Genomic DNA, 12,436 nt, shown 5'->3' on the forward strand with positions numbered 1-12,436 from the left:
GGCAGATCGCCGCAAGGCTTTCTGCCTTTTTGTTTTTGACGCGCTCGCGTAACATTCGCGGGTTAATTTCCAGCAAGGAGTCATGCCGTGCGATTTTTCATGCGCTCGTTGGTTGCGCGTTTCGCCGTTGCCGTCGCATTGCCGCTCGCCGCGATAACGCTTGCGGCCACCGCCGCCCCCGCTCACGCGCAGCCGATACCGGCCGGCGCGAAGCAGCCCGGCGACTTCCCGCGCGCGAAGCTGACCGCGGGCATGTTCGTGATCGACGCCGCCGTCGCCGCCAACGATGCGGACCGCGAGCAAGGCCTGATGTACCGCACGAGCCTCGCGCCGAACGAAGGCATGCTGTTCGTCTTCAACGAGAACGCCGTGCATTGCTTCTGGATGAAGAACACGCTGATCCCGCTGTCGATCGCGTTCATCCGCGCCGACGGCACGGTCACCGATATCGACGAGATGCAGGCCGAGACCACCAACAATCACTGCCCGAAGAACAACGGCGTGTATGCATTGGAAATGAGCAAGGGCTGGTTCACGTCGAAAGGCATCAAACCGGGGATGAAAATCCAGGGCTTGCCGGCCGCGCAATAGTTTCAGGCGGCCACGGCGGCCAACGCCGCCGCGTCGCCCGCCGCTTTTCCGGAAAAGCCGGCGCCTTCACCAGGCGCCGGCTTTTTCATTGGCGTGGCCAGGTGCGCCGGCGGCGCCGCACCGCTATCCAATGGGCCGAAGCCCCGCCGGCAGGCGTTCCCACCCGGCTGGCAAGATTCCTGCAAAAGACGGGCCGACGCGCTATCCTAGTATTCTTAGCAAAAGCAGCACTCAAGCTCTCCGGGCAGCACAGGCTGCCGCCCGGCCAGCGTTTCAGGCGCGCCATTCCAAGGAGGTTCACGTGCCCCGCAAGACTCCCATCGAGCGCTACCGGAATATCGGCATCAGCGCTCACATCGATGCCGGCAAAACCACCACTACTGAACGCATCCTGTTCTACACCGGCGTGACCCACAAGATCGGCGAGGTTCACGACGGTGCGGCGACGATGGACTGGATGGAGCAGGAGCAGGAGCGCGGCATCACCATCACGTCGGCGGCCACCACCGCTTTCTGGAAAGGCATGGCCGGCAACTACCCCGAGCACCGCATCAACATCATCGACACGCCGGGTCACGTCGACTTCACGATCGAGGTGGAACGCTCGATGCGCGTGCTCGACGGCGCCTGCATGGTGTACGACTCGGTCGGCGGCGTGCAGCCGCAGTCCGAAACGGTGTGGCGCCAGGCAAACAAGTACAAGGTGCCGCGCATTGCGTTCGTCAACAAGATGGACCGCGTCGGCGCGGACTTTTTCCGCGTGCAGCGGCAGATCGGCGATCGTCTGAAGGGCGTGGCGGTGCCGATCCAGATTCCGGTCGGTGCGGAAGATCATTTCCAGGGCGTGGTCGATCTCGTGAAGATGAAGGCGATTTACTGGGACGAAGAGAACCAGGGGATCAAATTCGAGTATCGGGACATTCCGCCGGAACTCGCGGCCACCGCGAAGGAATGGCACGACAAGATGGTCGAGGCCGCGGCGGAAGCCAGCGAAGAGCTGCTCGACAAGTACCTGCATGGCGGTACGCTGAGCGAAGAGGAAATCAAGCACGGCATTCGCGTGCGCACCATCTCCAACGAGATCGTGCCGATGCTGTGCGGCAGCGCGTTCAAGAACAAGGGCGTGCAGGCGATGCTCGACGCGGTGATCGATTATCTGCCGTCGCCGGTCGACGTGCCCGCGATCTCCGGCCACGACGAGCACGACAACGAAATCGAGCGTCATCCGAAAGACGACGATCCGTTCTCCGCGCTCGCGTTCAAGATCATGACCGACCCGTTCGTCGGGCAACTGATTTTCTTCCGCGTCTACTCGGGCGTGGTGAATTCGGGCGACACCGTCTACAACGCGGTCAAGGAAAAGAAGGAGCGCCTCGGCCGGATCCTGCAGATGCATGCGAACGAGCGCAAGGAAATCAAGGAAGTCTACGCGGGCGACATCGCCGCGGCGGTCGGCCTGAAGGAAGCGACCACCGGCGACACGCTGTGCGACCCGGCGCACGTGATCATTCTCGAACGCATGATCTTCCCCGAGCCGGTGATTTCGCAGGCCGTCGAGCCGAAGACCAAGGTCGACCAGGAAAAGATGGGCATCGCGCTGAACCGTCTCGCGCAGGAAGACCCGTCGTTCCGCGTGCAGACGGACGAGGAATCCGGCCAGACCATCATCTCCGGCATGGGCGAGCTGCACCTGGAAATCCTGGTCGACCGGATGAAGCGCGAATTCGGCGTCGAGGCCACCGTCGGCAAGCCGCAGGTGGCTTACCGCGAAACGGTGCGCAACAAGGTCGAGGACGTCGAGGGCAAGTTCGTCAAGCAGTCGGGCGGCCGCGGCCAGTACGGCCATGCGGTCCTCACGCTGGAGCCGGCGCCGCAAGGCAAGGGCTACGAATTCGTCGACGCGATCAAGGGCGGCGTGATTCCGCGCGAATACATTCCGGCGGTCGACAAGGGCATTCAGGAAACGCTGAAGGCCGGCGTGCTGGCGGGCTATCCGGTGGTCGACGTGAAGGTCACGCTGACCTTCGGCTCGTACCACGACGTGGACTCGAACGAAAACGCGTTCCGCATGGCCGGCTCGATGGCGTTCAAGGAAGCGATGCGCAAGGCCAGGCCGGTGCTGCTCGAACCGATGATGGCCGTCGAGGTGGAAACGCCCGAAGACTTCATGGGCAACGTAATGGGCGATCTGTCGAGCCGCCGCGGCATGGTGCAAGGCATGGAAGACATCGCCGGCGGCGGCGGCAAGCTGGTGCGCGCGGAAGTGCCGCTCGCGGAGATGTTCGGCTACTCGACCTCGCTGCGCTCGGCCACGCAAGGCCGCGCCACGTACACGATGGAGTTCAAGCACTACGCTGAAACGCCGAACAACGTGGCCGAGGCCGTGATCAACGCGAAGCACAAGTAAGCACCGCCACGCCATATCGCCATATCGCCATGCAAGCAAACACGAAAGCCCGTTCCCTGTGGACGGGCTTTTTTTATGCCACGACGCCGCTCGAACCGCCCGGCCACACGCAACGTTTTTGACCGTGCAAGAATGCCGGACGGCGTCGCGTCCCCACAGGACATTCGCCAATCAGGAGACACGCCATGAGCCACGACCACGAACATCCGCACTACAACGACGAACAACCCGCGCCGCCCGTCGACTGGCGCGAGCATGGCGTGAAGGTGATCAAAGGCGATCAGCTCGACAGCAACACCGCGCAAACGCCCGGCATGAATCGCGCGGCCGCGATCAACGCGGCGCGAGTCGGCGCGCAAAAAATCTGGGCCGGCATGGTCACGATCCATCCGAACGCGAAGACCGGCGCGCATCATCACGGCGCGCTCGAAAGCGTGATCTACGTGCTGCGCGGCCAGGCCCGCATGCGCTGGGGCGAGCATCTCGAATTCACCGCCGAGGCCGGCCCCGGCGACTTCATCTTCGTGCCGCCCTATGTACCGCATCAGGAAATCAACGCCAGCACCGACGAGCCGCTCGAATGCGTGCTGGTGCGCAGCGACAACGAAGCGGTAGTGGTGAATCTGAACATCGACGCCGTCGAGGCGCCGGAAACGGTCTACTGGGTCGATCCGATTCACAAGCATCCGCACGATCACTAATCCTTCTTCATGCCTTGTTCACGCGACTCATGACGCCGACCGCTTCGCTGCGCCCTCGCCTCCTCACGCTGTACGCCGTGCTGATCGCCGCCAACCTCGGCGCGTGGGCATGGGCGCTGATCGCGTTGCGCGACTATCCGCTGCTGCTCGGCACCGCGATGCTCGCCTACGGCTTCGGCCTGCGCCACGCGGTGGACGCGGACCACATCGCGGCGATCGACGCCGTCACGCGCAAGCTGATGCAGGCAGGCAAGCGGCCGCTCGGCGTCGGCCTCGCGTTTTCGCTAGGTCATTCGACGATCGTGATCGTGGCGACGCTCGGCATTGCGTGGACCGCGCATTCGCTGCACGGACACCTGGAAAGTTTCAAGGCGGTGGGCGGGACGATCGGCACCCTCGTGTCGTCGGTGTTTCTGCTGGTGCTGGCTTGCGTGAACCTCGTGATTCTGCGCGACGTATGGCGCCGCTATCGGCACGTCCAATCCGGCGGCGAACCGCTCGCTCAAACAACCCAGACGATCGCCCCCGCCGGCTTGCTGTCGCGCGCATTGCGCCCGCTGTTCCGGCTCGTCACGAAAAGCTGGCACATGTACCCCGTCGGCGTGCTGTTCGGCCTCGGCTTCGACACCGCGACGGAGATCGGGCTGCTCGCGATTGCCGCGTCCGAAGCGGGCAAGGGTCTGCCGCTCTATTCGATTCTCGTGTTCCCGGCGCTCTTCACGGCGGGCATGACGCTGGTCGATTCCACCGACAACGTGCTGATGGTCCATGCCTACGGCTGGGCGCTCGACGACCCCAAACGCAAGCTCTACTACAACGCGAGCATCACGTTCGTCTCGGCCGTGGTGGCGATCGCGATCGGCGGCGTGGAAGCGCTCGGCCTGCTGTCGGACAAGCTCGGCTTGAACGGCGGCGCATGGGACGCGGTGGCGAGCGTGAACGCGCGCTTCGGCGTGCTCGGCTACGGCATCGTCGCCAGCTTCATGGCGTGCTGGATCGGCTCCGTGCTGTTTCACCGCTGGCGGCGTCCGAACGCCGTGGCGCGGTAAATCCAACTCGTCGCGCGTGGCGTGACCGGTAAGGATGTCGTCGTGATGTCGGCGGTTCATCCGTTAGCGCATCGGCCGCCATCGCCATTCGCCGGCCAGGAACTTCGCAAGCCTTGCTCGATGGCTTCGCGGAACGTTGCGATGACGATACACACCCGCCCCTTTATCCGCCAATCGGGAACCCGGCGCCACTCCGGGCGCTCCGAATCCGCGGTCAATCGCTTACACTGAAGCCGCTTTTGCGTCATCGCCCTGTCGCGCGTGTTCGGCGCGGCGCTTCAGAACCGGCAACAGAACGGACTGGATACTCCCTCGATGAAGACTCCCGCGGACCGCTTTCCCGATCTCGACCTAGCCCGCCACTCCGCCGACACCTACGGCAACCACGCCATCGACGAATGCCTCGCCGGCCGTATCACGCGCCGCGAACTGCTGCGCTATGCAAGCGTGATCGGTTTGTCGCTGGCGGGCGGCGGTGTACTGAATGCGCCGCATGCGCGCGCCCAAGGCACATCGGGCACACCGGGCACACCGGGCCCCTCCAACCAGACGATCCGCGTCGCTCACCTGACGCCTGCGGGCGCCGTCGATCCGCTCACCGTGACGGACGCCGCGAGCCTCGCGCTGCTGAACCAGACCGGCGAATTCCTGATCGACGACGACGGCGAAAAGCGCGTGCTGAGACCGGCGCTCGCGCTCTCGTGGAAACCGAACGACAAGGGCGACGTGTGGACCTTCAAGCTGCGCCCGAACGTGAAATTCCACGACGGCCAGCCGTTCACCGCGAAAGACGTCGCCGCCACCTTCGACCGTCTCGCCGACCCGGCCAGCGGATCGGCGGCGCTATCGGTGCTCAAGGGCGTGTTGTCGAAAGGCGGCGCCAAGGTAGTCGACGACCACACGATCGCGTTTCATCTGGACGCGCCGAACGGCAACTTCCCCTACTACGTATCCTCGGACAATTACAACGCCGTGATTCTGCCCGCGAGCTACGCGGGCGGTTATGAAAAGAGCTTCATCGGCACGGGCCCGTTCAAGTTCGAAAAGTATCAGCCGAAGGTCGGCGCGTCGTTCGTGCGCAACCCCGACTACTGGGGCGAAAAAGCGTTACCGCAGCGCGTGCAGTTCTCGTTCTACGCCGACCAGCAGGCGCAGTTGCTCGCCTTGCAAGGTCATCAGGCGGACGTGATGGGCACCTTCACCGTGCAGGGCGGCGCGGCGATCCTGAACAATCCGGACTTCAAGACCATGGGCGTGAAGTCGAGCGCGCATCGGCAGATTCATATGCGCACCGACAGTCCGCTGTTCAAGGACAAACGCGTGCGCCAGGCGCTGGCCTTGTCGCTCGATCGCGATCTGCTGGTGCGTGGCCTCTTCAAGGGCCGCGCGCAACTCGGCAACGACAGTCCGTTCGCGCCGGTGTTTCCGTCATCGGATGCGGGGGTCGCGCAACGCCGGATCGACGTCGCGAAGGCCAGGCAACTGCTCGCGCAAGCGGGCGTGCCGAACGGCTTCGACGTCACGCTCACCACCGAAAAATACATGGAGATTCCCGATCTCGCGGTCGTCGTGCAGAACGCGGCGAAGGCGATCGGCGTGCGCATCAATCTGAAGGTCGAGAGCCAGTCGCTGTATTACGGCGCGGGCACGCCGGGCAAATCGGATTGGCTGGACTCGCCGCTCGGCATTACCGACTACGGCCATCGCGGCGTGCCGAACGTCTTCCTGAACGCGCCGCTCACCAGCAACGGCACGTGGAACGCCGCGCACTTCAAGAATCCGCAATACGATCAACTGGTCGCGCAATTCGTCGCGGCGATCGATCTCGGCTCGCAGAAGAAAATCGCCGGACAGATTCAGACGCTGTTGCTCGACGAAACGCCCGTGATCATTCCGTTCTTCTACGATCAACTGATCGCGATGCGCAAGGGCGTGAACGGCGTGCGCTTCACCGCGATCGCGCAACTGTATTTCGACCGCGCGGTGCTGAGCGCGTGATGTCGAACGCAGATGCGCTTTGACGCGGAAGCGCTCGAACGCATGAGCGCACGGTGCTTCCCCGGCTGGAGATCACGATGTCGACCACGGTGACCCCTTCCGCCTCCCCCGGCTCGAACGGCAACGCGGGCCGCGTCGCGCGCTTTCTGGCGACGCGCGTCGGCTTGTCGTTGATCACGCTGTGGCTGCTCTCGGTGATCGTGTTCGCGGGCGGCCAGTTGCTGCCCGGCGACATCGGCCGCGCGGTGCTGGGCCCGCTTGCCGACGCGCGCGCGGTCGCCGCGCTCAATCATCAACTCGGCGCCGACCGTCCGCTGATGACGCAATACATCGAGTGGATCTCGCATTTCGTGCGCGGCGACATGGGGCTCTCGTATGCGTACCGTGAGCCGGTCGGGCCGTTCATCGCCGACGCGCTCGCGCATTCGGCCAAGCTCGGCCTGCTCGCGTTCATCGTCGTCGTGCCGCTCGGCATCGCGGGCGGCGTGTGGTCGGCGATGCACGCGGGGCGCTGGCTCGACCGCACGATCAGCATCGTGGGATTGTCGGCGACGGTGGTGCCGGAATTCGTCTCGTCGATCGTGCTGATCCTGGTGTTCGGCGTGTGGCTGCGCTGGCTGCCGATCGAGGCGTCGTATCCGCCCGACGCCGGCGCGCTCGAACAGTTGCGCTATCTGATCCTGCCGGTGTTGCCGCTGGTGCTGGTGTTCTTCGGCTACATTGCGCGCATGGCGCGCGCGGGCACCGTCGAGGCGCTCGACGCCGACTACACGCGCACCGCGATCCTCAAGGGCCTGCCGCGCCGCATCGTGATCTGGCGGCACGTGTTGCGCAATGCGCTGCTGCCGACCATCACCGTGGCGGCCACCCAGCTCGGCTACATGATCGGCGGCCTGGTTGTCGTAGAGACGCTGTTCCACTATCAAGGCATCGGCTCGCTGATCTACAACGCCGCCAAGGCGAAGGACTTTCCGATGCTCGAAGCGGGCGTGCTGACCATCGGCGTGGTCTACACCGTCGCCAACCTCGTCGCCGACGCGTTGCACGTGCTGCTCAATCCGCGGCTGCGAGTAAGGAGCGCCGAATGAGCACCATCGTTCCGCCGGCCGCGCCGCGTGCCGTCGCCGAGCCGCGCTTCGATCAGTTGCGCGTGCTGCTGCGCTCGCCGACCTTCGTGATCGGCGTATTGATCGTCGGCTGGTGGATCGTCTGCGCGATCGCCGGGCCGTGGCTCGTGCGGATCGATCCGTATGCATCCGATCCGCTCAACTCGCTGATGCCGCCCGATCGCACGCACTGGTTCGGCACCGATCAACTGGGCCGCGACGTGTTCTCGCGCGTGATCGTCGGCGCGCGCGACATCCTGACCATCGCGCCGCTCGCCACCTTGCTCGGCACGCTGGCGGGCACCGCGCTCGGCTTGATCGTCGGCTACTTCGACGGCTGGGTCGACAACGTGGTCGGCCGCGCGATCGACGCCGTGCTCGCGCTGCCGCTCGTGATCGTCGCGCTGCTCGCGCTCGCCGCCGTCGGCGCGTCGAACTTCACCGTGATTCTCGTGATCGGCGTCACCTTCACGCCGATCACCGCGCGCACCGTGCGCGCCGCCGTATTCGCCGAACGGCATCTCGACTACGTCGCCGCCGCGCAACTGCGCGGCGAACGCGCGCCGTACATCATGTTCGCCGAGATCCTGCCGAACGTGCTGCCGCCGATCATCGTCGAGGCGACCGTGCGGCTCGGCTATGCGATCTTCGCGGTCGCCACGCTGTCGTTCCTCGGCTTCGGCATTCAGCCGCCTTCAGCCGATTGGGGACTGGCGCTCTCCGAGTCGTACACGCTGATGGCGGGCGGCGCGTGGTGGACCGTGGTGTTCGCGGCCGGCGCAATCGCCAGTCTGGTGGTCGGCGTGAACCTGATCGCCGACAGCGTGCAAGGAGTGCTCGACCGATGAACGGCCCGCCGCCCGCCTCGTTCCCCGCCTTCGACGTGTCGAAGAGCGACCGCACGGATGCGCTGACCGTCGTCGGCCTGACGGTCACGTACCGGATTCGCGGACGCGATCGCGAAGTGCTGCAAGACGTCTCGTTTCGCGTGCGTCGCGGCGAGGCGTATGGTCTCGTCGGCGAATCGGGTTGCGGCAAATCGACGGTCGCAATGGCGGCGCTGCGCTATCTGCCGCGCAACGGCAAGGTGAAGGCGGGCAAGATCGTGATCGCCGGCAAGGACGTGCACAAGCTCGACGCCGACGCGTTGCGCACGATGCGCGCGAACGCGATTTCGATGGTCTACCAGGACCCGGGGCGCGCGCTGAATCCATCGCTGACGATCGCGCGCCAGGTGACCGAAGCGTTCGAGGCCGCCGGCGTCTCGCGCGAGCAAGCCGTGGAGCGCACGCTCGACATGCTGAAGCGCGTGCGCATCGCCGCGCCCGAGCGCGTGATGGACAGCTATGCGCATCAGTTGTCGGGCGGCATGCAGCAGCGCGTGGTGATCGCGATGGCGCTCGCCTCGAACCCCGCGCTGCTGATTCTCGACGAGCCGACCACCGGCCTCGACGCCACCGTCGAAGCCGAAGTGCTCGACCTCGTGGCGCAGTTGCGCGAGGAACTCGGCACGGCCGTGCTCTTCATCAGCCATAACCTCGCGGTGATCGGGCGGATGTGCGAGCGCGTCGGCGTGCTGTACGCGGGCAAGCTGGTGGAGGAAGGCGCGACGCAGGATGTGTTCGCGCGGCCGCGCCATCCCTATACGGTCGGGTTGCTGCGCTGCTTGCCGACCACCGGGCGCAGCAAGGACACCGAGCGGCTCGATACGATCGCGGGCAGTCTGCCCTCGCCGGGTTCGGTCACGCAAGGCTGCATTTACGCGGATCGCTGCCGCCTCGCCGACGACCGTTGCCGCCGCGAAGCGCCGCCGCCCTATCGGGTGAGCGCCGCGCACGGCGATCAGATGTCGCGCTGCCATTACCACGAACGCGCGATCGAGTTGCCGCGCGCGAGCGCCGAGGCATTGGCGGAGCACGGCAACGCCGCGACAGCGACAAACGGCGGCCGCGCGAACATCGTGCTGCGCGCGGAAAAACTGTCGAAGACGTTCCACGTATCCGGCGCGCCGCTGCGCGCGGTGGACAATGTCTCGATCGACCTGGCGAGCGGCGAGACGCTCGGCCTCGTCGGCGAATCGGGCAGCGGCAAGACGACGCTCGCGAAACTGCTGCTCGGCCTGCTCGCACCGGACGCCGGCGGCGTGCTCGAACTCGACGGCGCGCCGCTCGCCGCGCGCGTGACGCGACGCAACGACGAGCAGGTCAAGTCGTTGCAGATCGTGTTTCAGAATCCCGACTCGGCGCTCAATCGCGCGCATTCGGTAAAGCGGCTGATCGGCCGCGCGTTGTCGCGCCTCACCGCGCTGCGCGGCCCCGCGATCGACGAACGGCTCGCCACGTTGACGGCGGCCGTGCGCCTGCCCGAACGCTACCTCGGCTCACGCACGCGGCAACTGTCCGGCGGGCTCAAGCAGCGCGTGGCGATCGCGCGCGCGTTTGCCGGCGAGCCGCGCGTGGTGGTATGCGACGAGCCGACTTCCGCGCTCGACGTCTCCGTGCAGGCGGCCATTCTCAACCTGCTCGCCGATCTGCAACGCGAGCGCGGCGTGAGCTATGTGTTCATCTCGCACGATCTGCACGTGGTGCGCTATCTGTCGGACCGCATCGCGGTGCTGTACCTCGGCAGGCTGCTGGAAATCGGGCCGGCCGCCGCCGTGTTCGACGGGCCGCAGCATCCTTATACGGAAGCGTTGCTGTCGTCCGTGCCGACGCTCGACGCTCGCGCAAGCCGCGCGCGCATCCGCCTGTCCGGCGATCTGCCGAGCGCGGCGTCGCCGCCGTCCGGCTGCGTATTCCATACGCGCTGTCCGCGCAAGCTCGGCGCGATCTGCGAGCAGCAAGACCCGCCGTTTCTCGAGGCGGGGTCCGGCTCAGGCGACGCGGGTCGACGGGCCACGCATCGCATCCGCTGCCATATCCCCGTCGATGAATTGCGCGTCCTGCACGCCGCCTCAAGACGCGACGACGCAGGCAAGGTCGGCGGCGACGGCTCGGGAAACCCATCGGAAAGCGCCGCGCGCAACGAATAGCGCCTACGTCTGACCGGAACCAAACCGGCGCGATAGCCTCATATCAGATTCAACGTTCGATATGAGGGCACCACAACATGCAACGAAACGTCCCCCGCCTTGCCGCGCGCGCGGCCACCGGCCTCGTGATGGCCGGCGCTCTCGGCCTCGCATCGCTCGCTCATGCGCAAACCGCGGCGCAACCTCCGGCACCCGCACCCGCGCAAACCCCGGCGCAAGCCGCGCAGCCGCTGCCACAAACGCTGTCGCAAGCGGCACCGCCGGTCGATCCCAGCTTTTCCGCCTACTCGCTCGTGCAAACCTGCAAGAAGAAAAACGACAACGTCGCGCAGGGCCAATGCGTCGGCGCGATCCGCGGCATCATCCACGGCTATCAGTACGGCGTGCTGTTCCTCGGTCAGCGCGTGTCGCTGCCGGCCAATGAAACGCAGCGTGTGTCGCTCTGTTTGCGCAACGCGCAGGTGTCGTCGATCGTCGAGGAATTCGTCGCGGACGCCGCCCAGGTCAACGAAGACTCGCTCAAGCACACGCCCGCCGAAGTCGCCGTGCTGGGTTCCGTGCACATGCATCACAGTTGCAATTGATAACGCGCGCGCGGCGAGCCGCTCAACGTTGCGCCGCGCTCATCAAAGCATTTCCAGCGGACGCTTGCCGCGCGGCGGCTTGAAGTAAGCGTCGATAGCCGCGAGTTCGCCGGCATCGAGTTGCAGTTGCGAAGCAAGGTGGTTGGCACGCACGTGCTCGACGCGGCCCGCCTTCGGAATCGCGAACACGCGGTGATCGCGCAGCACCCACGCGAGCGCCAGTTGGACAACCGAAACGCCGCGCGCACCCGCGATGTCGTCGAGCGGCGAGCGTTTCGGCAAGCGGGCGTGATCGACGGGGCTGTAGGCCATCGTCGGCATCTTGCGCGCGGCGAGCCACGGCAGCAGATCGAATTCCGCCCCGCGGCGCGCGACGTTGTAGAGAATCTGATTAGTCGAGCACGCGTCGCCGCCCGGCGTGGCCAGCAGTTCTTCCATGTCGTCGGTATCGAAGTTGCTGACGCCCCAATGGCGGATCTTGCCGGCGCGGCGCAGCGCCTCGAACCCCTCGACGGTTTCGGCGAGCGGCACCGAGCCGCGCCAGTGCAGCAGGTACAGATCGAGCCGATCCGTTTTCAGGCGCTTGAGACTCTGTTCGCAGGCCGCGATCACGCCGCGCCGGCTCGCGTTGTGCGGATACACCTTGCTGACCAGAAACACCTGCTCGCGCAACCCGGCCAGTGCTTCCGCAAGCAGCGATTCCGTCGCGCCGTCGCCGTACATTTCGGCGGTGTCGATCAGCGTCATGCCCAGGTCGACGCCGCAGCGCAGCGCGGCGATTTCAGCGGCTCGGCGCGCCGGCTGTTCACCCATCTCCCAGGTGCCCTGCCCCAGTTTCGGAATGCGCTCGCCGTCGGGCAGGCTCACGCTTGCGATCTCGCTCGTCATGCTGACTCCTTGAAGTGGCTGAATTGAATGGACGGTAAGGCGTGGTCCGAATGCGTATGAAGATGCAGCGGCTCACGCGAA

The 12,436-nt window shown here is 65.7% G+C and carries 10 protein-coding genes; 9 read left to right on the top strand and 1 reads right to left on the bottom strand.

Features of this window, described 5'->3' with window-relative positions:
• Positions 1-87: 87 nt before the first annotated feature.
• The 9 genes from ACOCG7_RS27000 to ACOCG7_RS27040 all read left to right on the top strand — a co-directional run bounded on the left by ACOCG7_RS27000 (position 88) and on the right by ACOCG7_RS27040 (position 11,467).
• The gene (locus ACOCG7_RS27000; RefSeq protein WP_073427023.1) at positions 88-591 is read left to right on the top strand and encodes a DUF192 domain-containing protein; all 504 of its coding nucleotides are present in this window, start codon (positions 88-90) and stop codon (positions 589-591) included.
• Between the two features lie 301 nt (positions 592-892).
• The gene (gene fusA / locus ACOCG7_RS27005; RefSeq protein ID WP_073427022.1) at positions 893-2,998 is read left to right on the top strand and encodes an elongation factor G; all 2,106 of its coding nucleotides are present in this window, start codon (positions 893-895) and stop codon (positions 2,996-2,998) included.
• Between the two features lie 185 nt (positions 2,999-3,183).
• Complete coding sequence (locus ACOCG7_RS27010) at positions 3,184-3,699, top strand: cupin domain-containing protein (protein ID WP_073427021.1); 516 nt, start codon at positions 3,184-3,186, stop codon at positions 3,697-3,699.
• Positions 3,700-3,728: 29 nt separating this feature from the next.
• Complete coding sequence (locus tag ACOCG7_RS27015; protein ID WP_073427020.1) at positions 3,729-4,748, top strand: HoxN/HupN/NixA family nickel/cobalt transporter; 1,020 nt, start codon at positions 3,729-3,731, stop codon at positions 4,746-4,748.
• Between the two features lie 315 nt (positions 4,749-5,063).
• Positions 5,064-6,746: an ABC transporter substrate-binding protein gene (locus tag ACOCG7_RS27020; RefSeq protein ID WP_073427224.1), complete on the top strand. Its 1,683-nt coding sequence runs from the start codon at positions 5,064-5,066 to the stop codon at positions 6,744-6,746.
• A gap of 77 nt (positions 6,747-6,823) precedes the next feature.
• Positions 6,824-7,834, top strand: a complete 1,011-nt coding sequence (locus tag ACOCG7_RS27025; protein WP_073427019.1) for an ABC transporter permease — start codon at positions 6,824-6,826, stop codon at positions 7,832-7,834.
• The gene (locus ACOCG7_RS27030) at positions 7,831-8,700 is read left to right on the top strand and encodes an ABC transporter permease (RefSeq protein WP_073427018.1); all 870 of its coding nucleotides are present in this window, start codon (positions 7,831-7,833) and stop codon (positions 8,698-8,700) included. The genes ACOCG7_RS27025 and ACOCG7_RS27030 overlap by 4 nt, the downstream gene beginning before the upstream one ends.
• A complete protein-coding gene (locus tag ACOCG7_RS27035; protein ID WP_073427017.1) occupies positions 8,697-10,883 on the top strand; it encodes an ABC transporter ATP-binding protein in 2,187 nt (728 codons plus the stop codon). The genes ACOCG7_RS27030 and ACOCG7_RS27035 overlap by 4 nt, the downstream gene beginning before the upstream one ends.
• Before the next feature lie 77 nt (positions 10,884-10,960).
• Positions 10,961-11,467, top strand: a complete 507-nt coding sequence (locus ACOCG7_RS27040; RefSeq protein WP_073427016.1) for a Rap1a/Tai family immunity protein — start codon at positions 10,961-10,963, stop codon at positions 11,465-11,467.
• Positions 11,468-11,509: 42 nt separating this feature from the next.
• On the opposite strand, the gene ACOCG7_RS27045 is transcribed toward ACOCG7_RS27040, so the two are convergent.
• Entirely contained in the window at positions 11,510-12,355 is an 846-nt protein-coding gene (locus tag ACOCG7_RS27045; protein ID WP_073427015.1) for an aldo/keto reductase, read from the bottom strand.
• Between the last annotated feature and the right edge of the window lie 81 nt (positions 12,356-12,436).

The sequence above is a fragment of the Paraburkholderia sp. DD10 genome, from assembly GCF_049177125.1.
In the GTDB taxonomy this organism is placed as follows: domain Bacteria; phylum Pseudomonadota; class Gammaproteobacteria; order Burkholderiales; family Burkholderiaceae; genus Paraburkholderia; species Paraburkholderia terricola.

Bases quoted from the DNA above. Each gene is read 5' to 3' on its own strand.
- ACOCG7_RS27035 (WP_073427017.1), top strand. From the start codon at position 8,697: ATGAACGGCCCGCCGCCCGCCTCGTTCCCCGCCTTCGACGTGTCGAAG.
- ACOCG7_RS27020 (WP_073427224.1), top strand. From the start codon at position 5,064: ATGAAGACTCCCGCGGACCGCTTTCCCGATCTCGACCTAGCCCGCCAC.
- ACOCG7_RS27025 (WP_073427019.1), top strand. From the start codon at position 6,824: ATGTCGACCACGGTGACCCCTTCCGCCTCCCCCGGCTCGAACGGCAAC.
- ACOCG7_RS27010 (WP_073427021.1), top strand. From the start codon at position 3,184: ATGAGCCACGACCACGAACATCCGCACTACAACGACGAACAACCCGCG.
- ACOCG7_RS27045 (WP_073427015.1), bottom strand. From the start codon at position 12,355: ATGACGAGCGAGATCGCAAGCGTGAGCCTGCCCGACGGCGAGCGCATT.
- ACOCG7_RS27015 (WP_073427020.1), top strand. From the start codon at position 3,729: ATGACGCCGACCGCTTCGCTGCGCCCTCGCCTCCTCACGCTGTACGCC.
- ACOCG7_RS27040 (WP_073427016.1), top strand. From the start codon at position 10,961: ATGCAACGAAACGTCCCCCGCCTTGCCGCGCGCGCGGCCACCGGCCTC.
- ACOCG7_RS27030 (WP_073427018.1), top strand. From the start codon at position 7,831: ATGAGCACCATCGTTCCGCCGGCCGCGCCGCGTGCCGTCGCCGAGCCG.